Below are 21176 nucleotides of genomic sequence, written 5' to 3' on the forward strand. Positions count from 1 at the left end.
CGGGCGGCCCGGAGAAGGCGGTATGTCACGCTGGGAGGGTCCCGAGCCGTCCGGAGTGGTATGTCCGCTGAAATGTCGCGCGAAGAGTCCGTCGCGCTCTTCGAGGAACAGCGCCGGGTGCTCACCGCGGTCGCCTACCGCGTCCTGGGCAGCGTCGCCGACGCCGAGGACGTGGTGCAGGAGGCCTGGCTGCGGTGGTCGGCGGTGGACGCCGCCGCCGTGCGCGACCCGCGGGCGTTCCTGGTCCGGGTGACCACCCGGCTGGCCATCGACCGGCTGCGCAGCGTCAAGGCCCGGCGGGAGGCGTACGTCGGGCCATGGCTGCCCGAGCCGCTCGGCGGCGGACCGGGCGTGGCCGACCACGCCGAGCTGGCCGGGTCGGTGGACCTGGCGCTGATGGTGGTGCTGGAGACGCTGACGCCGCTGGAGCGGGCGGTCTTCGTGCTGCGCGAGGCGTTCGGCATGTCGTACGCGGAGATCGGCGAGGTGGTCGGCCGCGGCGAGCAGGCGACCCGGCAGCTGGGCCACCGGGCCCGCGACCACGTGCGGGAGCGCCGGCCGCGCTTCGACGTCGACCGGCGGCGGCACCGGGAGGTCACCGAGCGGTTCCTCGGTGCCTGCGTGGAAGGCGACCTGGCCGCGCTGATGGAGCTGCTCGCCCGCGACGTCACCCTGATCGGTGACGGCGGCGGCCGGGCCAAGGCGCCGCTGCGCGTGATCGAGAGCGCCGGCAAGGTGGCGCGCTTCCTGCTCGGCATCGCCTCGCCCGCGAACGCGCGGCGCTTCCTGGCCTCGGCCGGGCTGCCGGAGGACATCGAGCTGCGCGTGACGCTGTCGGAGGTCAACGGAGCGCCGGCGGTGCTGGCCGCGGTGGGCGGCCGGCCGGCCATGATGATCACGCTGGACGTGACGGACGGCCTGGTGCGCACGGTCTACCTTCTGGTGAATCCGGACAAGATGTCACGGCTGGCGCTGCCCGATCCGTCCGAGAGCGCATGACACGTACACAGTCCATCAGCGTCATCGGCGGCGGCCTGGCCGGGCTGACCGCCGCGATCGCCTGTGCCGAGGGCGGGGCCCGGGTCACGCTCTACGAGGCGCACCGCACCCTGGGCGGCCGGGCCCGCTCCACCTCCGGCCCGTACATCGCCAACGACGGCACGCACGCCGTCTACGCCGACGGCGAGCCGTTCCGCTGGCTGGCCGCCCGCGACCTCGTCCAGCCGTTCGCCCGGCCGAGCCTTCGGCAGCTGGCCGCGATGCGCTTCCGGCACCAGGGGCGGCTGGCCGCGCTGCCGCCCGCCCCCCTGGCGCGGTTCGTGCTGCGCCGGTCGCGCACCGCCCCGGTGGCGGAGGACTTCCGCTCGTGGGGCACCCGGGAGCTCGGCGCGGAGACGATGCGCGCGGTGTGCGGCCTGGCCGGCGTCCTCACCTACGAGGCCGACCCGGGCCGGCTGTCGGCGGCCTTCGTGTGGGAGCGGGTGACCCGGGCCTTCGCCCCCAAGTACCCGGCCGCGCGCTACCCGCTGGGCGGCTGGGGAGCGATGGTCGCCCGGATGGCCGGCCTGGCCCGGGAACTGGGCGTGGCCATCGAGACCGGCACCCGGGTCGACCGGCTGCCGGAGTCGCCGGTCATCGTCGCCACCTCGCTGGACGCGGCCCGGCGGCTGCTCGACGAGCCGGCCCTGCGCTGGGAGAGCGGCCGGGCGGTGCTCCTCGACCTGGCCGTGCGATCCCGCGGCAAGGATCCGTTCCTGGTGTCGGACCTGGACGAGGGCGGGTTCGCCGAGGCCTACTCCATGCCCGACCCCTCGGCGGCCCCGGCCGGGGAGACCCTCTACCAGCTGGAACTGCCGTCGGGCGGGGAGGAGGACCGGCGGCGGGCGACCGCCCGCATCGAGCGGCTGGCCGACACGGCGATTCCCGGCTGGCGGGACCGGATGACGTGGCGGCGGGACCAGACCGCCCAGGGGCGGACCGGGGCGCTGGACCTGCCCGGCCGCACCTGGCGCGATCGCCCGGCCATCGACCGCGGTGACGGGGTCTTCCTGGCCGGTGACATGGTCGCCGCACCCGGCCTGCTCGCCGAGGTGTCGATCAACAGCGCCCGGGCCGCGGCGCGGGCCGCGCTGGCCGCCGCCCGGATCACGGCGGCCGCCTGACCGGCCGGCCGGCGGTGCGCGTCAGGCGAGCTCGTCCTCCAGGTACCGCTCGCCCGACGCGTACCAGCCGGTGAGCAGGTGCGCGGCCACCACGGCGAACAACAGGGCGAACGGAGCGTTCCATCCGCCGGTCCACGAGTACAGGACGCCCACCGCCAGCGGGCCGGCTCCGGCGATCAGGTAGCCGACGCTCTGCGCGAAGGCCGACAGGGCGCCGGTCCGCTCGGCGGTGCGGGTGCGCAGCGGGAACAGCGTCAGGGCCAGCGGGAACGACCCCATGGCAACGCCCACGACCATGACCCACACCATCAGGGTGGCGGCCGGCCCGGCGGCCATGCCGGCGAACCCGATGACGTAGAGGACCACGAAGCCCGCCACCAGCGGGCGCCCGCCGAACCGCGCGGTCAGCGCGGGCACCGCCAGCGCGACCGGGATGCCGAGCGCGGCGAAGACCGCCAGGGCGGTGCCCGCCTGGCCGGCGGTGTAGCCCCGGTCCTGCAACAACTGCGGCAGCCAGCCGAACATGACGTAAGCGAGGAGTGACTGGCTGCCGAAATAGCCGGCGACCGCCCAGGCGAGCCGGCTGCGCGCCAGCCCGCCCGGTCGTCCGGCGTCGGCTCGCCCGCTGTCCCGCTCCGGCTCACTGCGCAGAAGCGCAAGCCACGGAATGGCGGCCACAACGGCGAGTGCCGCCCACACCCCGAGGGCGACGTGCCAGTCGCCGTGCGCGGCCCGCTGGATGGGGACCGTGGCGGCGGCGGCGAGCATGGTGCCGACGGCCAGGGCCGTCGCGTAGATGGTCATCATCGGGCCGGTGCGGCGGGGGAAGTGGCGCTTGATCAGGGTGGGGATCAGCACGTTGCCGATCGCCCCGCCGGACAGCGCCACGACGCTCGCGGCCAGGAACAGGACGGTGGAGTCGAGCAGCACCCGGGCCAGCAGGCCGGCACCGAGCAGCACCAGCGAGCCGAACAGCAGCCGGTGCTCGCCCATCCGGCGGGCCAGCGCCGGCGTGACCGCGCCGAACACCGCGAAGGAGAGCACCGGCAAGGTGGTGAACAGGCCGGTGACCACACCGGACATGCCCAGCGCACCGGTGATCTGGTCCAGCAGCGGCCCCACGCTGGTGACCGCCGTGCGCAGGTTCAGCGCGGCGAGCACGATGCCGAGCACGACCAGCCAGGCGAGCGAGCCGGGACGGCCGGCCCGGGTGTCCGCGGCGGTGTACCGGTCCGGGCTGAGCACGCTCATGCGGGGGACGGCCTCCTTGATCTGTTACCGGTCAATTCGTAGGATGACTGGACCTTAGCGTAACAGAGTCTTTGCCCACCCCTTAACATCCGCGTACGTCTCCGCCATCCGTCCGGGACGTCCGGTGGCACGACGGGCCGTCCCCGGGGCGCCAGGGACGCGCCGAACACCCCCCAAGGCCTCGGCGGATCACGCCGGCCCCGGGGCCGGAAAACAAGGAAGGGACAGGTCGCCCTGTCCCTTCATCGTCGCTTCAGCGTCCCTTAGGCGACGCCGACCCGTGCGCCTGGGCCGGCCGGCCCAGGCGTGCGCGGATCAGGCCAGGCGCTCGGGACGGTCCGGCGCGAGCGGCGGCTCCTCGTCCAGGCGCGGCGTGCCCACCGGGGACACCGGGCCGGTGCCCGGCGCGGGAAGCGCCGGCTCCGGCGGGAAGTCCCCGCCCACCTGGCTCGGCGGCGCGGTCCGGTCCAGCGGCGCCGCGGTCGCGGTGCCGGCCGGCGTGGCCGGCCCGGGGCCGGTGCCGGTCGCCACGCCGGGGCCGGCGGTGGTACCGGTGTGCGGCAGCACGGCCTCGTCCGGGGCGGTCCGGGTCGCGGCGCCGTGGCCGGCGTCGTCCGGGCTCGGCACCTCGCCGCGCCAGCCGCCGGTCTCGTGCCCCCGGGACTCGATGAACTTCTTGAACCGCTCCAGATCGCCGTGCACCCGGGTGCGGACCAGCTGGAGCTTGTCGCCCACGGTCTCGACCAGGCCCTCCGGCTCGAAGTCCATCTGCAGCATGACCCGCGTGGTGTCGTCGGTGATGCGGTGGAAGGTCACCACACCGGCCTGCCGCGGCCCTTCCACCGAGTTCCAGGCGACCCGCTCGTCGGGCCGCTGCTCGGTGACCTCGGCCTCGAACCGCCGGTGGACCCCGGCGACCTCGACGTCCCACACCAGGCGCGTGTCGCTGATCTGCTTGATCGACTGCACGCCCTCCATGAACTCGGGGAAGCTCTCGAACTGCGTCCACTGGTCATAGGCGGTGCGGACCGGTACGGCCACGTCTACCGAATGCTCTATGGTGCTCATCGTCGGCCCCCTCATCTCTTTTCGGCTACGCACACCGCCCTGCCCGCATCGAGCATGACTATTCGGCCCGGCGCCGGCCGAAAATCCAGGCCAGCCCGATCAGCGGCAGCAGCAGGGGAACGAAGCCGTATCCGCTTCCGAACCCGGACCAGACCGTCGCGCGCGGGAACGCGGCCGGGTCGGCCAGACTCAGCGCGCCGACGACGAGCACCCCGGCCAGCTCCACCAGGCAGGCCGCCATCGCGGTCCGCCGGGCGTCGCGGGCGAGCGCGACGGTGAGCACCCCGTAGACCCCGGCGGCCACCGCGGACAGCAGGTAGGCGAGCGGGGCGTCGGCGAAGCGGGTGGCGATCTGCACCGCGGCCCGCGCGCCGGCCGCCAACGTGAACAGGCCGTAGACGGCCACCAGCAGGCGGCCGGGCCCGGTGTTCACCGGCGCCGGGCTCACGGGGTGCCGTGCCAGACCTGCAGCAGCCTGCCCACCATCACCGGGATGGCCAGGCAGGCGACGGCGGCCACCGCCGGGCCCCACCGGGTGCGCTCGCCGAGGGCCCAGAAGGCGGCGGCCGGGGGGAGCAGCACCATGCCGATCAGGTAGCCGACGAACGTCGCCGTCTCCGCCGGCCCTTGACCGCCGATCACCCGCGCGACGCCTACGCCGGCCTGGACCAGCAGTGCCAGTTCCAGCACGGCCAGGCCGATCAGCAGGACCATGCCCATCGGCCGGTTCCGGGCGGCCACGATCACGCACAGCGCGCCGAGCACCAGCGAGCCGATGATGAGCGCGGTGGCCAGCGGGCCGATCACGGCGTGGCCGGGGACGTCGCGAGCATGCCGTAAGGCTATCGGCCGGGCGCCCCGCCCCCGCGCGAGGCGCCCTGGGCCCGGCCGGGTCAGGTGCAGGTGACCAGCACGACCGACACGACCGTGCAGCGCACCTGGCTCGAATCGTTGCCGCTGACCGGGTCGACGGGGTCGGAGGCGGTGCGGGTGGCGGTGAAGGTGTAGGGGACTCCGATGCTCAGCAGGCCCACCGCGACGGAGAACTTCCTGGTCACCGCGCCGCCGACCGCCACCGGGCCGGTGTGGCAGGTCACGGTGCCACCGCCGGTGGCACAGTCGGCGGAGGTCGCCGACAGCCCGCCGGGCAGCGGGGTGGTGACGGTCGCGTCCCGCAGCGCCGCCGGCCCGTTGTCGGTGACCCGCACCGTGAACTCGATCTTGGGTATCAGGAGGCCGAGCTTGGGCGCCGCGGTGAGCCGGACCGCCGCGTCGGCCTGGCCGACGACGGTCAGCACCGGACCCGGCACCATCTCCGAGGCGTAGTTCGAGCCGCGCAGCTCGCCGCGGAAGGTCCGCTCCCCCGGTTCGGCGTCCGCCGCGATCGCCAGCGTGAAGGTGACGGTGGCCGACGCGCCGCCGGACAGCGACCCGACCGGCGCCTCGAATCCCGCCGGGCCGCCGGCGTCGGACACGGTGCCGCACGGGCCGGCCGCACCGGTGCACCCGGCGAGCGAGGCGTAGGAGGGCAGCCGCACCGGGTCGGTGTAGATCCGGGCGGCGGCGCCCAGGATGGTGAACCCGTTGACATTGGTGACCGTGGCGGTCACGGTGACCGATCCGCCCACGTCCACCTGCGGCGACGACAGCGAGATCGCCACCTCGGGCGGCGTGGCGGACGCGGGGGCGGACAGCAGGGGTGACACGACCATCGCGACGGCCGCGGCCACCGCGAGGAGGTGATGGCGAAGGGAGCGCATCGCTGCCTTTCGTCGTCGGAACCTGGACGCTCCGACTATCGCCCTCTTGTCAGGCTTTGGCAGCAGATTGCGGCTAATCGGTCACCATAGGTAGTGACCAGTTCCGGACACTCCCCGGCTCATCCGTCCAGCACATGCCGGCGGACGAAGGCGTTGGCGAACTTGCCCGCCGGGTCGTACCGGCGTGCCAGCCCCGCGAAGTCGGGCAGCCGCTCGTACCCGGCCCGCACCCGCTCGGCGGGCATGGTGAACACCTTGCCCCAGTGCGGCCGGGCATCGAAGGCGGCCAGCCGCTCCTCGACCGCGCCGACCACCGGCAGCACCCGCGCCGCGTCCTCGATCCAGGTGAAGTGCACGCAGAGGGTCTCCCGGCCATGGCAGGGACTCAGCCACAGGTCGTCGGCGGCGACGGTGCGGATCTCGGAGATCTGCAGCACCGGGGCGATCAGGTCACGGATCTCCCGCAGCGCGCGCAGCGCCGCGGCGCCCTGCCCGCGGGGGACCATGAACTCCGACTGCAGCTCCTGCCCGCTGCTCGGCGTGAAGTCCGGCCGGAAGTGCGGCAGCCGCTCGAACCAGGGCCCCGGCCGGCCCTGCTGGGCGGTGCAGTTCACCGCCGGCATGCCGGGCACCGGATGGCGCGGGCCGCCGGCCGGTACCGCGCCGAAGAACCGCTCCGGCGGCGGGCCCGCGTCCGCCCCGGCCAGGCGCTCCTTCACCCAGACCTGCCCGAACTCCGGCTCGCGCCAGCCGGTGAACAGGCTCACGCTGTAGGCGCTCGCGAACACCTCGTCCAGGTGGTCGTCCAGCACCTCCTCCGGCATCCCTTCGTACACGTGCTGGCGCACCTCGAAGGCCGGGACCAGGTCCAGGGTCAGCGCGACCACCGCGCCGAGCGCGCCGAGGCCCACCACCGCGCCGGGGAAGGCCGCCGGGTCGGCGTCCCGGCCGAGGGTCACCAGGTCGCCGTCCGCGGTGACCAGCTCGATCTCCGAGACGGCGGTCGCCAGGGTGCCGTTGCGGTCCCCCGAGCCGTGCGTGCCGGTGGCGCAGGACCCGGCGACCGAGATGTGCGGCAGCGAGGCCAGGTTCGGCAGCGCGAGGCCCTCGGCGTGCAGCAGCCGGGCCAGGGTGCCGTAACGCACTCCGGCGGCGACCCGGGCGGCGGCCCGGCCACTGTCGATCTCCACGGTGGCCGGCAGCCCGTCCAGCCGCAACAGGGTGTCCGGCGAGTCGGCGATCCGGTTGAAGGAGTGCCCGCTGCCGAGGACGCGCACCTCGGCGCTCTCCGCGACGACCTGGCGCACCTGCTCGACGGTGACCGGCCGGGCCACCCGCCCGGCGCCGAAGACCACGTTCCCCGCCCAGTTCGTCACGCTCTGCGGCATGACACCTCGCTCTCGCGTCCACGGGTCCCGCGGGACCACATCCGGCACCCTACGGTCCGGTGCCGGTGGAACACCACACCGCCGGGCACGGGTGCTCACCGGCCGCAGACCGCGGCCCGGGGCGCGGCCGGGCGGAAACGACGAGGAGGCCCGGGCGGCGGGCCGAAACCCGCCACCCGGGCCTCCTGCCCGAGAGTGGAGCTATGGGGATTCGAACCCCAGACCTCCTCCATGCCATGGAGGCGCGCTACCAACTGCGCCATAGCCCCTGGTCACCGCTCAGGGTGCTCCCATCGCGGCGCTCGCAGAGCATATAGCGACAACCGGCCGTTCGCCTAATCGTGATCCGCCGGACCGGCTAGGCGGTGGGCGAGACCTCGGGACGATCGTCGCTGTGCACCGGCTCGGGCAGCGTGCCGGCGTTGTGCTCGACCAGCCGCCAGCCGGCGCGGCCCTCGTGCAGCACCGACCACGAGCAGTTGCCGAGGCCGCCGAGCGTCGTCCACAGCTCCTCGGGCAGCCCGAGCAGCCGGGAGATGCCCAGCCGGATCGCCGCGCCGTGCGAGGCGATCACCAGCAGCCCCCGGTGCTCCACCCGGGACACCCAGCGGCGGGTGGCGGCGGCGACCCGGTCGGCGACGTCGGTCACCTGCTCGCCACCGGGCGCCTCCCAGGCGGCGTACTCGGCGGGCCAGCCGGCGGCGATCTCCGCCCGGGTCAGGCCCTCCCATTCGCCGCCGCCGCGCTCGCGCAGGTCCTTGTCCACCACGACGTCCAGCCCGGCGATCGCGCCGAGCGCGGCGGCGGTGTCGTGCGCGCGGCGCAGGTGCGAGGAGACGATCAGCGACGGCCGCAGCGCGGCCAGCAGGGACGCGGCCCGGGCGGCCTGGGCCATGCCGGTCTCGTCCAGCGGGATGTCGGTGTGCCCCTGGAACCGCTGTTCCACGTTCCAGAGCGTCTGCCCGTGGCGCCAGAACACCACCCGGCGCCCGCCGGGCGAGCCGTCACTCACCGCCCGCCCCGCGGCCGCGCTGGGCCTGCACCTGGGTCACGCTGTCCGGCAGCGGGAGGGCCGGGCAGTCCTTCCACAGCCGCTCCAGGGCGTAGAAGGTGCGGTCCTCCTCGTGCTGCACGTGGACCACGATGTCCAGGTAGTCGAGCAGCACCCACCGCCCCTCCCGCTCCCCCTCGCGGCGGACCGGCTTGGCGTGGGCGTCGATCCGCAGGCGCTCTTCGATCTCGTCGACGATGGCGCGGACCTGGCGGTCGTTGGTGGCGGAGCAGAGCAGGAACGCGTCGGTGATGACGAGCTGCTCGCTGACGTCGTAGGCGATGATGTCGTCCGCCAGCTTGTCGGCCGCGGCCTCGGCCGCGAGCCTGATGAGCTGGAGGGATCTGTCCGATGCTGTCACGATATGAGGTTTTCCTCCTGTGCGGGGCCGGGTCACGCGCTTCCCATTATCAGGATGCCCGGTAAAGCCCCCTCTTGTTTATGTACTGCACTATCCCGTCCGGAACGAGATACCAGATGGGCTCGCCGTCGGCCACCCGCTGGCGGCACTCCGAGGAGGAGATGGCCAGCGCCGGGATCTCCACCAGGCTGACCCTCCCCTCCGGCAGGCCCGGATCGTGCAGCACATGGCCGGGACGAGTACAGCCTACGAAATGCGCCATGGTGAAGAGCTCGGCCACGTCGCGCCAGGTGAGGATCTGCGCCAGCGCGTCCGCCCCGGTGATGAAGTACAGCCGCACCTCCGGGCCGTACAGCGCCGCGATCTCCCGCAGCGTGTCGATCGTGAACGTCGGCCCCGGCCGGTCGACGTCGATCCGGCTCACCGAGAACCGCGGGTTGGACGCGGTGGCGATCACCGTCATCAGATAGCGGTCCTCCGCCGCCGACACCGCCTTGTCCGACTTCTGCCAGGGGTGGCCGGTCGGTACGAACACCACCTCGTCCAGGTCGAAGTGGTGCGCGACCTCGCTGGCCGCCACCAGGTGGCCGTGGTGGATCGGGTCGAAGGTCCCGCCCATGACGCCGAGCCGCCGGATCGGGGCACCGTTCCTCATGCGTGGGACACTAACGCGCCGCGCCGCGCCCGCCGCCGCGCACCCCCGGGCGGCGGCCGATCCGCCGTACGGGACGGCCCCGCGCTGGAACCGCGGCGAAACGACCCGCCGGCGGCCGCGCGCGGCCCTCTCCCCGGACGTAGCATGCCGACCATGACCACCACCACCCCGGATCGCAACCGGGTCCAGCTGCCCGGCATCAGCTCACGGGCCTACGAACACCCGGCAGACCGCTCGGCCCTGGTCGCGATGCGCTCCCTGTCGGGATTCGACGCGGTGCTCAAGCGCACGTCGGGCCTGTTCAGCGAGCGCCGGCTGCGGCTGATGTTCCTCGCCTCCTCCGTCCGTGCGAGCGAGACGCAGTTCCGCTCCCTGTACGACATGGGACGCGACAGCGCCTACCTGCTCGACCTCCACCGCATCCCGGAGGTCTACGTCCAGCAGGACCCGCGGCCGAACGCCATGGCGATCGGGTTCGACGACCCGTTCATCGTGATCAACACCGGCCTGCTCGACCTGATGGACGAGGAGGAACTGCGCTTCGTCGTCGGCCACGAGACCGCCCACATCCTGTCCGGCCACGCGGTCTACGGCACGATGCTGCAGATCCTCACCCGGCTCGCCACCCGGGTGGCGTGGATCCCGCTCGGCTACATCGGTTTGCGCGTGATCGTCACCGCGCTGGAGGAGTGGCACCGCAAGGCCGAGCTGTCCGCCGACCGCGGCGGCATGCTCTGCGGGCAGGACCCCGAGGCCGCCATGCGCGCGCTGATGAAGCTCGCCGGCGGGTCCCGCCTGCACGAGATGAACATCGAGGCCTTCCTCGACCAGGCCCGCGAGTACGACACCGCCGGTGACGTCCGCGACGGCCTGCTCAAGGTGCTCAACCTGCTCGGCAGCACCCACCCGTTCGCGGTGATCCGGGTCGCCGAGCTGGACCGCTGGCGGCGGGACGGCGAGTACCAGGCCATCCTCAACGGCCAGTACCCGCGCCGGGCCGACGACGCCGACGCCAAGATCTCCGAGGAGATCAAGGCGGCCGCCCGGTCCTACCGCGAGTCGTGGGCCCAGTCGCAGGACCCGTTCATCGGCGTGCTCCGCGACGTCGCCGAGGGCGCGGTCAACGCCGGCGAGCGCATCTTCAACCGCTTCGCCCGCCGCGACGGTAATTAGGAGCCTTTCATAAGGCGTGCGGGAGGACCCAGCCGAAGACGCGGACGGCGGCGGCGCACAGTGCCACGAAGCCACCGAGCACCGACAGGGCCCGCAGCCCTTCCCTGCGCAGGTCGGGCACCCGGGCACCGACGCGTTCGATCTCCCGGCCGACGATACCGCCGCACACCACGCCGAACACCACGCCGGCCACGGTCATCGGCCCGGGCTGCGTCCACCACCCGGCGTCCATGTGCCCGCCGGCGGCCAGCCAGAACGCCGAGGCGGCGATGGCGCCGGCGGGTATGCCCGGCCACACCACCGCGCTGACCGCCGACCCCGCGAGCGCCACCGGGAACGACACCACCCGGAGCGCGCCCCGGACCCGGGAGGAGCGGCGGTTGCGCACCAGCCAGTGCCCGCTCCACCACGCCCGGGCCAGCACGCAGAACGCCGAGGTGATCGCCAGGGTGGCGACCGGCCAGATCACCGACGCCACCACGCACGGCACGGCGACCATCGCCAGCACGATCAGCACGGCGCCGCCGGGCGGCGCGGCCGTCGCGTCCTTGCCGTCGGCGCCGGACCGGGCGGTCCGGCCGGCGGCGGCCCGGCGGGGCAGCGCGCCTTCGGCCCGGGTCCGGCTCCGTTCGCCGGCCGCGGCCGCCCGGGTGGCGACCCGCCGGCGCGGCGCGGGCGTGGCGTCCTCCTCGATGTCCGCCTTGCGACGCCCGCCCGCCACCCGCTCGGGGTCGGTGTCCGCCTTGCGACGCCCGCCCGCCACCCGCTCGGGGTCGGTGTCGGGCTTGCGCCGCCCACCGGTGGCGCGCTCGGCGTCGGGGTCGGCCCTGCGCCGGCCACCGGGCACCCGTTCCGGCTCGGCGGGCTCCGTCTTGCGCCGCGCGGCCGGGCCGCGCTCGCCGTCGGCCTCGGACCGGCGACGCGCGGCGGCGGCCTCCCCGTCCGCCTCCGCCCGGGCCCGCCGGGACGGCCCGGCGGGCTCACCGTCCGGCTCGGCCGCCTTGCGCCGGGACGGGCCCGCCTCTCCGGCGTCGTCGCGACCGCGGGCCTTGACCGGCTCGGCAGGCCGATCGTCGCCGGGCGCCTTCGCGGCGGCCTCCACGGCCCGTTCCCAGCCATCCGGCGGGGGCGGGCAGCCGGCCGCCCGGGCCAGCCGGGACAGCCGGTCCGACAGCAGCACCGCGGTCGGCCGCCGGTCGGGCTCGCGGTTGAGCGCCGCCCGGACCAGCGGCAGCAGCGAACCCGGCACCCCGGCCAGGTCGGCGCGGCCGTTCAGCACCGCGTACATCTGCGCCTCGACCGAACCCCGCCCGAACGTGGGCCGCCCGGTCGCCGCGAAGGCCACCGTGGCCGCCCAGGAGTGCACGTCGGCCGGCGTACCGACCGGCTCCTCGGCGAACACCTCGGGCGCCGAGTAGCCGGGCGTGCCGAGGAAGGTGCCGGTCATGGTCACCCGGGTGGCGTCGGCCACCTGCGCGATGCCGAAGTCGATCAGTACCGGGCCGTCCGGGCCGAGGACCACGTTGGCCGGCTTGACGTCCCGGTGCACCACCCCCGCCGCATGGATGATCGCGATGGCGGTGGCCAGCCCGCGGGCCAGGTCGATCAACGCGGCGCCGGACAGCGGACCGCTCCGCCGGACGGCGTCCAGCAGGGTCTCGCCCTCGATGTGCTCCATGACCAGGTAGGGACGGTCCCCGGACAGGTCGGCGTCCAGCACCCGCGCCACGTACGGGCTCTCCACCCGCCGCAGCGCCCGCACCTCGCGGTCCAGCCGCAGCCGCGCGTCGGGGTCGTCCCCGATCGGGTCGCGGAGCATCTTGACGGCGACCTGCACGCCGCGCCGGCCGACGGCGAGGTAGACATCTCCCATGCCGCCGCGGCCCAGGCGCTCCACCATGGTGTACGGGCCGACTCGCCCGAGCCCGCCCACTCGCCGTCCGCCCATAGGAAACGCCACCATAGCGGCCATCGGACGCCGGGCGGCGGCGGCGCGCCGAGTAAACCCCCATCAGATGGCTTCGACCATCACTTCCCGGACACCTCGGGCATGCGTCCGATCACCCTGGATGATCACCCGCCCGGATCCGCTCCGGGCCGTCCAGCAGGCTCTCCAGCGAGGCGCGCGGCCCGGCCGGCGGCCGGCCGGTGCGCCGCCAGTTCACCTGCCCCCGGCTCTCCATCCACAGCAGCAGCCGGTCGGCGCCGGCCAGCACGGCCACCGCGTATCCCACGGCGTAGACGATGCCCATGGCCGAAAGTGAACCGTCCGGGCCGCCGTCACCGTAGGCGACACGCCGATCACAGTGCGAGATCGGCGTGGCTACCGGCCGGTCGGCGGGATGACGGTCCCGGTGGCGGTGCGCAGGTGGCCCTCCCCGGTGTAGATCCACTTGGTGGAGGTCAGCTCGGCCAGCCCCATCGGGCCCCGGGCGTGCAGCTTCTGGGTGGAGATGCCGATCTCCGCGCCGAACCCGAACTCGCCGCCGTCGGTGAAGCGGGTGGAGGCGTTGACCGCCACCGCCGCCGAATCGACCAGGGCGACGAACCGCCGGGCCGCCCGCTGCGAGCGGGTGACGATCGACTCGGTGTGCGCCGAGCCGTACCGGCGGATGTGCGCGACCGCGTCCTCCAGCGAGTCGACCACGGCCGCGGCGATGTCGAGCGAGAGGTACTCCTTGCCGAAGTCCTCCTCGGTGGCCGGGACCACGGACTCCGCCGCCCCCGCCTCGGCGGCGTATCCGGCGACCCGGTCGTCGGCGTGCACCGTGACGCCCTCCTTGGCCAGCCGGGCCAGCGCCGCCGGCAGGAACTCGCCGGCCACGCCGGCGTGCACCAGCAGCGTCTCGGCCGCGTTGCACACCGACGGCCGCTGGACCTTGGCGTTCACCAGGATCTCCAGCGCCAGGTCGAGGTCGGCGTCGGCGTCCACGTACACGTGGCAGTTGCCGACCCCGGTCTCGATCACCGGCACCAGGGCCCCCTCGACGACCGAGTTGATCAGCGAGGCGCCGCCGCGCGGGATCAGCACGTCGACCAGCCCGCGGGCCCGCATCAGGTGGGTGACGGACTCGCGGGTGACCCCCGGCACCAGCTGGACGGCGCCCGCGGGGACCTCGGTGCCGGCCAGCGCCTCCTGCATGATCGCCACCAGCACCGTGTTGGAGCCGTGCGCGCTGGAGGAGCCGCGCAGCAGCGCGGCGTTCCCGCTCTTGAGGCACAGCGCCGCCGCGTCGACGGTGACGTTCGGCCGGCCCTCGTAGATCATGCCGACCACGCCGAGCGGCACCCGCACCTGCCGCAGCTCCAGGCCGTTGGGCAGGGTGCTCCCCCGGACGACCTCGCCCACCGGGTCGGGCAGGTCGGCCACCTGGCGCACCGCGTCCGCGATGGCCGCCACCCGCTTCTCGTCCAGCCGCAGCCGGTCGATCATCGCCTCGGCGGTGCCGGCCTCCCGGGCGGCGGCCACGTCGGCCGCGTTCCCCTCGACGATCTCGGCCGCCCGCCGGACGAGCGCGTCGGCGATGGCGCGCAGCGCGGCGTCCTTGGCCGCGCGGGGCAGCGGCGCCAGCTCGGTGGCCGCCGCCCGGGCGGCGTGGGCGACCTTCAGGAAGTCATCGGCCTCAGACATGCCTCGCGCTCCTGCTCTCGATGCTGGGATCCAGTATGACGATGTCGTCGCGGTGAATCAGCTCGCGCTCGTACTCCGGCCCCAGGCTGCGGGCCAGCTCGCGGGTGGACCGGCCGAGCAGCCCCGGGATCTCCGCCGCGTCGAAGTTGACCAGCCCGCGGGCGACCGGGGTGCCGTGCGGGCTGTACAGGTCCACCGGGTCGCCGGCGGTGAAGTCGCCCTCGACCAGCGTGACGCCGGCCGGCAGCAGCGACTTGCGCCGCCGGACGACCGCCTCCACCGCGCCGGCGTCCAGGTGCAGCCGGCCGCGGCCGGTGGTGGCGTGCGCCAGCCACAGCAGCCGGGTGCCGGGATGCCGGCCGCCGGGGTGGAAGTAGGTGCCCACGTCCTGGCCGGCCAGCGCCTGCGCGGCGTGCGCGGCCGCGGTGAGCACCACCGGCACCCCGGCGCCGGTGGCGATGCGCGCGGCCTCCACCTTGGTGATCATGCCGCCGGTGCCCACCCGGCCGGACCGGCCGAGCTCGACGCCGGCCAGGTCCGCCGGACCGTCCACCCGGGGGATGCGCCGGGCGCCCGGCTGCCGCGGGTCTCCGTCGTACAGGGCGTCGACGTCGGACAGCAGCACCAGCGCGTCGGCGTGGATGAGGTGCGCCACCAGGGCCGCCAGCCGGTCGTTGTCCCCGAAGCGGATCTCGTCGGTGGCGACGGTGTCGTTCTCGTTGACCACCGGGACGATGCCGAGCTCCAGCAGCCGGGCCAGAGTCCGCTGCGCGTTGCGGTGGTGGGCGCGGCGCATCATGTCGTCGGCGGTCAGCAGCACCTGCCCGACCCGCCGGCCGTACCGGGCGAACGAGGAGGTGTAGCGGGCGACCAGCACTCCCTGCCCCACCGAGGCGGCGGCCTGCTGGGTGGCCAGGTCACGGGGCCGGGCGGTGAGCCCGAGCGGCCCGAGCCCGGCGGCGATCGCGCCGGAGGACACCAGCACGATCTGCGTGCCGCCCGCACCGCGCGCGGCCAGCACGTCGACCAGGGCGTCGACCCGGTCGACGTCGATCATGCCCTGCGGCGTCGTCAGCGACGACGAACCGATCTTGACGACCAGGCGCCCGGCCGCGGCCACCGCCTGCCGTCCGGCGTTGTCCACCTACGCACCCTCCCCTCGCCCCTGGCGGCCGCCGGGCGGCGGCCGCGGCACCACGCGGCACCACGCGGCACCGTGCGGCACCACGCGGCACCGCCCCGGTCCCGCGTGGCACTACGCGGTACTAACCCATCCGGTCGTCGGAGCCGCGCGGGCCCTGGGTGGCGACGGCGTCCAGCGTAGGACGCCAGTCGAACAGGTAACCGCCCTCCATCGGGCCGATGACCACCTCGGCGCCGTCCCGGGCGCCCGCCTCGCTGAGGGCCTTCTCGATGCCGAGCCGGGCCAGACGGTCGGCCAGATACCCGACGGCCTCGTCGTTGCTGAAATCGGTCTGCCTGATCCACCGCTCGGGCTTCGCCCCGGTGACCTGGAAGGTGTTCTCGCCCACCTTGCGGACGGCGAACTCCGCCTCGCCGTGCTGCCGCGGCCGGATCACCAGCCGGGTCGGCTCCTCGACCGGCCGGGCGGCCCGGGCGGCGGCGACCATCTCCGCCATGGCGAACGACAGCTCGCGCAGCCCCTCGTGCGTCGCCGCCGAGATCGTGAAGACGGTGAGTCCCTTCTCCACCAGCATCGGGCGCACCATGTCGGCCAGGTCGCGCGCCTCCGGCACGTCGGCCTTGTTGAGCACGGCCAGCCGGGGCCGGTCGTGCAACGCGCCGTACGCGGCGAGCTCGCCCTCGATGACCTCGAAGTCGGTGACCGGGTCCCGGCCCGGTTCGATCGTGGCGCAGTCGAGCACGTGGACGATCGTCGAGCACCGCTCCACGTGCCGCAGGAACTCGTGGCCGAGGCCGCGGCCCTCCGAGGCGCCCGGGATCAGGCCGGGCACGTCGGCCACGGTGAACACCGTGTCACCGGCGGTCACGACGCCGAGGTTCGGCACCAGGGTGGTGAACGGGTAGTCGGCGATCTTGGGCCGCGCGGCGCTGAGCGCGGCGATCAGCGAGGACTTGCCGGCGTTCGGGAAGCCGACCAGGGCGACGTCGGCGACGGTCTTCAGTTCCAGCACCACGTCGAGATCGTCACCGGGCTCGCCGAGCAGTGCGAACCCGGGGGCCTTGCGCTTGGTCGAGGCCAGCGCGGCGTTGCCCAGCCCGCCGGGACCGCCCTGCGCGACGACGTACCGGGTGCCGGCGCCGACCAGGTCGACCAGCACCTCACCGGTGCGGGCGTTCTTGACCACGGTGCCGTTCGGCACCTTCAGCACCACGTCGTCGCCGGTGGCGCCGTCGCGGTTGGAGCCCATGCCCTGCTTGCCGTTGGCCGCCTTGCGGTGCGGCCGGTGGTGGTAGTCGAGCAGCGTGGCGGTGTTGGGGTCGACCTCCAGGATGACGTCGCCGCCGCGCCCGCCGTTGCCGCCGTCCGGCCCGCCGAGCGGCTTGAACTTCTCCCGGTGGATCGACGCGCAGCCGTTGCCGCCGTCACCCGCCTTGATGTGCAGGACCACCTGGTCGACGAACTCGGCCACCGTTGCTTCCTCTCCCGGTCGCGGCCGCCCGGCCGCTCCCCCTGCCACCGCCGCGCGATCCGCGCCGTGGTGCCCCCTCAACGTCGATGAGGCGGACCGACCGGTGGTCGATCCGCCTCATCGACGAAACGCATACGGCCTGCCCGCCACAAGGGTGGCGGCGGCCTGTTCCCGCCGGCGGATCTACTCCGCGGCCGGGACGATGCTGACGGCGCGACGGCCGCGCTTGTTGCCGAACTGCACGTGGCCCGCGACGAGCGCGAACAGCGTGTCGTCACCGCCACGGCCGACGTTGTCACCCGGGTGGAAGTGGGTGCCGCGCTGACGGACGATGATCTCGCCGGCGCTCACCAGCTGGCCACCGAACCGCTTGACACCGAGCCGCTGGGCGTTGGAGTCACGGCCGTTCCGGGTGGACGAGGCGCCCTTCTTGTGTGCCATGGTCAGCTACCACTACTTCCCGTGGTTGATGCCGGTGACCTTCACCTGGGTGTACCGCTGGCGGTGACCCTGGCGCTTCTTGTAACCGGTCTTGTTCTTGTACTTGAGGATGCGGATCTTGGGGCCCTTGGTCTCGCCGAGAATCTCGGCGGTCACCTCGAACTTGCCAAGCGAAGCAGCATCGCTGGTGACGTCGCCGTCGTTGACGACGAGCACCGGCGACAGCGACACCGTGGAGCCGACCTCACCGGCGACCTTGTCCACCTCGAGGACGTCACCGACGGAGACCTTCTGCTGCCTGCCGCCGCAACGAACGATCGCGTACACCGCGGAACCCTTCTCTGGCTGATTGCTCTCGCTGAACGCCGCGCCTCTCGCATCCGGCTCCCGTCGTTGAACGACCGGCGAACCGGGGAGGCGCGCGAAGCCAGGCGCGCCGCCTGGCGCACCGGTTGACCAGGATACCGGAAACCGGGGCCCTTGGTCGAACCGGGGCGGCGCGCCGGCCTTACGGCTACTCGACCGGCCCGGCCGGGCGGGTGGCCTTGCGCGACCGCCGCCGCGCCCGGCCGGCGGGCTGTTCGGCCTCCTCGCCACCGCCGGCCACCGCGCCGGTCACGCTGTCACGCGCGGCCTCCCCATTGGCGGCGACCGCCGGGGCGGCCTCCTTGGCCGGGCGGCCGGACTTCTCCAGCTTCTCGGCCACGGCCTTCTCCACCGCCATCTTGCCCTGGGTGCCGCGCGGCTCGGGCCGGCCCTCGACCGGTTCGGCCGAGACGATCAGCCCTCTGCCGTTGCAGCAGTCGCACGGCGTGGAGAACGCCTCCAGCAGCCCCTGCCCGACCCGCTTGCGGGTCATCTGCACCAGGCCGAGCGAGGTGACCTCGGCCACCTGGTGCTTGGTGCGGTCCCGGGCCAGGCACTCCAGCATGCGCCGCAGCACCAGGTCACGGTTGCTCTCCAGCACCATGTCGATGAAGTCGACGACGATGATGCCACCGATGTCCCGCAGCCGCAGCTGCCGGACGATCTCCTCGGCCGCCTCCAGGTTGTTGCGGGTGACGGTCTCCTCGAGGTTGCCGCCCTGGCCGGTGAACTTGCCGGTGTTCACATCGACCACGGTCATCGCCTCGGTACGGTCGATCACCAGCGATCCGCCGCTCGGCAGCCAGACCTTGCGCTCCATGGCCTTGGCGATCTGCTCGTCGATGCGGTAGGCGGCGAAGACGTCGCCCTCCTCCCACCGGGTGAGGCGGTCGACCAGGTGCGGGGCGACGTAGCGGACGTACTCGTCCACCGTGCCCCACACCTCGTCGCCGGCCACGACCAGCGAGGCGAAGTCCTCGTTGAACACGTCGCGCACGACCCGGATGGTCAGGTCGGGCTCGGAGTACAGCAGTTCCGGCGGGCCGGCCGACTTGGCCTTGCGCTGGATGTTCTCCCACTGGGCGGCCAGGCGGGCGACGTCGCGGCTGAGCTCCTCCTCCGAGGCCCCCTCGGCGGCGGTGCGCACGATCACGCCGGCGTTCTCCGGCATGACCTTCTTCAGGATGCTCTTCAGCCGGCTGCGCTCCTTGTCGGGCAGCTTGCGGCTGATGCCGGTCATCGAGCCGTCCGGCACGTAGACCAGATAGCGGCCCGGCAGGCTGATCTGGCTGGTCAGCCGGGCGCCCTTGTGGCCCATCGGATCCTTGGTCACCTGGACCAGCACCGACTGGCCGGACTTGAGCGCCACCTCGATGCGCTTGGGCTGGCCCTCCAGCCCGGCGGTGTCGAAGTTCACCTCGCCGGCGTACAGCACGGCGTTACGGCCCTTGCCGATGTCGATGAAGGCGGCCTCCATCGAGGGCAGCACGTTCTGCACCTTGCCGAGGTACACGTTGCCCACGTAGGACTGGCCGGCCTCGCGGTCGACGTAGTGCTCGACGAGCACTCCGTCCTCCATCACCGCGATCTGGGTGCGGCCGGCCTGGCGGCGCACCACCATCACGCGCTCGACCGACTCGCGGCGGGCCAGGAACTCCGACTCGGTGATCACGGGCGGCCGGCGGCGGCCCTGCTCGCGACCCTCGCGGCGCCGCTGCTTCTTGGCCTCCAGCCGGGTGGAGCCGCGGAAACCCTGCACCTGGTCCACCGAGGTGGTCCGGCCGGCCCGCGGCGCCCGGATCCGGGTCACGGTGTTCGGCGGCTCGTCGGCGGGCGTCTCGTCGGCGTCACCGCTGCGCCGGCGGCGCCGCCGGCGGCGGCGCGAGGAGCCGCTCTCCTCGGCCTCCTCCTCGCGGCCGGAGCCCTCCCGGTCGTCATCCCCGGCGGCCTCACCGGTGTCCTCGGACTCGCCGAACTCCCCCGGCTCCTCGGCATCGCCGGACTCGTCCAGCTCGCGGGCCTTTCCGCGCCCGCGGCCGCCCCGGCGGCGGCGCCGGCGGCGGCCGCCCTCGGTCTCGTCGTCCTCGTCGTAGCCGAGCGGCTCGGCGGTCTCCTCGGCCTCCCCGGCGTCCGTGCCGTCCGCGGCGTCGGTGGCGACCGGCTCGTCCACCGGTCCGGCGGGCCGGCGGGCCGGCGTCTCGGGCGCGGCCGGCGGCACGAAGACCCGCGGCTCGGGCGCCTGGAAGATCGGCTGGAACACCGCGGCCGGCGCCTGGAAGGAGACCGGCGGCGCGGCGGCGGCCCGCGCTCGGGCACCGACCCCGAACGGGTCGGCGAACAGCGAGCCCTGCGGCGCGCCCTCCTCGATGATCTCCTCGCCGGCCGGCTCGTCGTCCAGAGCCTCCTCGGCGAGGGCGGCCGCGATGGTCTCCTCGACCGGGACCGCCACGGCGGCGTCCTCGCCCGCCGGCGTGGAGCGTTCCGTGACATCCGGAGTGGCCCCGCCGGCCCCGGCCGGCGCCGTGGCGGCCGGCTGAGCCTGTTCGGCGGGCGGCGCCGGCTCGGCGGGCCGGGCGGATTCGGCGGATCCGGCGGATTCGGCGGGCTCGGCGGTCTTGCGGGTACGCCGGCGGCGGACCGGCGCGGCCGGAGCCTCCACGGCGGCCGGCTCGGCGACCGGCTGGGCCGGGGCGGCGGGCTCGGCCGGCGTGCCGGACTCGGCCGGCGTCACGGGCGGGGCCGGGGCGGCGGGCTCGGCGGTCGCGGCCGGCTCCTCCGGCGGCGGAGCGGCCTTGCGGGTCGCGCGGCGCCGCGCCGGCGCCGGCTCGCCGTCCCGCGCGGTCGCGCGGCGGGAGCGGGTGGCCCGGGGCGCCTCGGCGGGCGGCGCCTCCGGCGCGGCCTGCTGCACGCCGTCCGGCGCCACCTGCGCCGGGGGCTCGTGCGCGGTCTCGTCGCCGGTCTCCGAAGGGCCGGCCGGGGCCGGCGGCACCACGGTCGGGGCCGGCGGACCGGCGGTGACCTCGAGGTCCTCCGGCGGCGGGCCCGCCGGGCGGCTCGCCGCCCGGCGGCGGCGGACCGGCTTGGTCTCCTGTGCTGTCGCATCCCCGTCGAGGCCGGCGGCCCCGACGATGGGCTCGTTATCGAGCATGCGGGCGTTCTCCCGTCAGCTCCCGGGCGCGTCACCGCGCCGCGCGGGAGCTCTCGTCTCTCGCTGTACGCCAGACCGCCTCGCGGGGCCCGACGCCAAGTCTGTT

20 protein-coding genes and 1 tRNA gene are annotated in these 21176 nt (G+C 74.4%); 3 read left to right on the top strand and 18 right to left on the bottom strand.

The window, feature by feature from the left end; translation table 11 throughout:
• Positions 1–72 precede the first annotated feature (72 nt).
• Positions 73–999: an RNA polymerase sigma factor SigJ gene (sigJ, locus tag Sru01_RS30140; RefSeq protein WP_203992739.1), complete on the top strand. Its 927-nt coding sequence runs from the start codon at positions 73–75 to the stop codon at positions 997–999.
• Positions 996–2162 carry an FAD-dependent oxidoreductase gene (locus Sru01_RS30145; protein ID WP_203992742.1) on the top strand — a complete coding sequence of 389 codons (1167 nt, stop codon included), beginning with the start codon at positions 996–998 and terminating at the stop codon, positions 2160–2162. Before sigJ ends, Sru01_RS30145 begins: the two co-directional genes overlap by 4 nt.
• Before the next feature lie 21 nt (positions 2163–2183).
• Here Sru01_RS30145 and Sru01_RS30150 read toward each other — a convergent pair whose 3' ends face one another.
• From Sru01_RS30150 to nadD, 10 genes are all read right to left on the bottom strand, one after another.
• Positions 2184–3413, bottom strand: coding sequence for a CynX/NimT family MFS transporter (locus Sru01_RS30150; protein ID WP_203992745.1), 1230 nt, complete (start codon positions 3411–3413; stop codon positions 2184–2186).
• Between the two features lie 315 nt (positions 3414–3728).
• Positions 3729–4481: an SRPBCC family protein gene (locus tag Sru01_RS30155; protein WP_203992748.1), complete on the bottom strand. Its 753-nt coding sequence runs from the start codon at positions 4479–4481 to the stop codon at positions 3729–3731.
• A 58-nt stretch (positions 4482–4539) separates the two neighbouring features.
• Positions 4540–4914: a hypothetical protein gene (locus tag Sru01_RS30160; protein ID WP_239137858.1), complete on the bottom strand. Its 375-nt coding sequence runs from the start codon at positions 4912–4914 to the stop codon at positions 4540–4542.
• Positions 4915–4925: 11 nt separating this feature from the next.
• The gene (locus tag Sru01_RS30165; RefSeq protein ID WP_203992753.1) at positions 4926–5288 is read right to left on the bottom strand and encodes a hypothetical protein; all 363 of its coding nucleotides are present in this window, start codon (positions 5286–5288) and stop codon (positions 4926–4928) included.
• A gap of 86 nt (positions 5289–5374) precedes the next feature.
• The gene (locus Sru01_RS30170; RefSeq protein ID WP_203992755.1) at positions 5375–6211 is read right to left on the bottom strand and encodes a DUF11 domain-containing protein; all 837 of its coding nucleotides are present in this window, start codon (positions 6209–6211) and stop codon (positions 5375–5377) included.
• Positions 6212–6360: 149 nt separating this feature from the next.
• The gene (locus Sru01_RS30175; RefSeq protein ID WP_203992757.1) at positions 6361–7629 is read right to left on the bottom strand and encodes an FAD-binding protein; all 1269 of its coding nucleotides are present in this window, start codon (positions 7627–7629) and stop codon (positions 6361–6363) included.
• Positions 7630–7825: 196 nt separating this feature from the next.
• A tRNA-Ala gene (locus Sru01_RS30180) sits at positions 7826–7898 on the bottom strand.
• A gap of 89 nt (positions 7899–7987) precedes the next feature.
• Positions 7988–8641 (bottom strand): histidine phosphatase family protein, encoded by a 654-nt coding sequence (locus Sru01_RS30185; protein WP_203992759.1) that lies wholly within the window; start codon positions 8639–8641, stop codon positions 7988–7990.
• Positions 8634–9041, bottom strand: coding sequence for a ribosome silencing factor (gene rsfS, locus Sru01_RS30190; RefSeq protein WP_203992768.1), 408 nt, complete (start codon positions 9039–9041; stop codon positions 8634–8636). The genes Sru01_RS30185 and rsfS overlap by 8 nt, the downstream gene beginning before the upstream one ends.
• 49 nt (positions 9042–9090) lie before the next feature.
• Positions 9091–9696 carry a nicotinate-nucleotide adenylyltransferase gene (gene nadD / locus Sru01_RS30195; protein ID WP_203992772.1) on the bottom strand — a complete coding sequence of 202 codons (606 nt, stop codon included), beginning with the start codon at positions 9694–9696 and terminating at the stop codon, positions 9091–9093.
• Positions 9697–9849: 153 nt separating this feature from the next.
• Here nadD and Sru01_RS30200 point away from each other — a divergent pair, with 153 nt between their 5' ends.
• Positions 9850–10869, top strand: a complete 1020-nt coding sequence (locus Sru01_RS30200; RefSeq protein WP_203992776.1) for a M48 family metallopeptidase — start codon at positions 9850–9852, stop codon at positions 10867–10869.
• A 7-nt stretch (positions 10870–10876) separates the two neighbouring features.
• Here Sru01_RS30200 and Sru01_RS30205 read toward each other — a convergent pair whose 3' ends face one another.
• The 8 genes from Sru01_RS30205 to Sru01_RS30240 form a co-directional block, all read right to left on the bottom strand.
• Entirely contained in the window at positions 10877–12817 is a 1941-nt protein-coding gene (locus Sru01_RS30205) for a serine/threonine protein kinase (protein ID WP_203992779.1), read from the bottom strand.
• Positions 12818–12929: 112 nt separating this feature from the next.
• Positions 12930–13121, bottom strand: a complete 192-nt coding sequence (locus Sru01_RS30210) for a hypothetical protein (protein ID WP_203992782.1) — start codon at positions 13119–13121, stop codon at positions 12930–12932.
• Positions 13122–13192: 71 nt separating this feature from the next.
• The gene (locus Sru01_RS30215) at positions 13193–14500 is read right to left on the bottom strand and encodes a glutamate-5-semialdehyde dehydrogenase (protein WP_203992784.1); all 1308 of its coding nucleotides are present in this window, start codon (positions 14498–14500) and stop codon (positions 13193–13195) included.
• On the bottom strand, positions 14493–15644 hold the full coding sequence (gene proB, locus Sru01_RS30220) for a glutamate 5-kinase (RefSeq protein ID WP_275412227.1): 1152 nt from the start codon (positions 15642–15644) through the stop codon (positions 14493–14495). The genes Sru01_RS30215 and proB overlap by 8 nt, the downstream gene beginning before the upstream one ends.
• A 121-nt stretch (positions 15645–15765) precedes the next feature.
• Positions 15766–17115, bottom strand: a complete 1350-nt coding sequence (gene obgE / locus Sru01_RS30225; RefSeq protein WP_203992786.1) for a GTPase ObgE — start codon at positions 17113–17115, stop codon at positions 15766–15768.
• 183 nt (positions 17116–17298) lie between these two features.
• Entirely contained in the window at positions 17299–17556 is a 258-nt protein-coding gene (rpmA, locus tag Sru01_RS30230) for a 50S ribosomal protein L27 (RefSeq protein WP_203992788.1), read from the bottom strand.
• Between the two features lie 12 nt (positions 17557–17568).
• The gene (rplU, locus tag Sru01_RS30235) at positions 17569–17883 is read right to left on the bottom strand and encodes a 50S ribosomal protein L21 (RefSeq protein ID WP_203992790.1); all 315 of its coding nucleotides are present in this window, start codon (positions 17881–17883) and stop codon (positions 17569–17571) included.
• 187 nt (positions 17884–18070) lie between these two features.
• Positions 18071–21070: an Rne/Rng family ribonuclease gene (locus Sru01_RS30240; RefSeq protein ID WP_203992792.1), complete on the bottom strand. Its 3000-nt coding sequence runs from the start codon at positions 21068–21070 to the stop codon at positions 18071–18073.
• Between the last annotated feature and the right edge of the window lie 106 nt (positions 21071–21176).

Origin of the sequence: Sphaerisporangium rufum (assembly GCF_016863395.1) — a bacterium.
Classification (GTDB): domain Bacteria; phylum Actinomycetota; class Actinomycetes; order Streptosporangiales; family Streptosporangiaceae; genus Sphaerisporangium; species Sphaerisporangium rufum.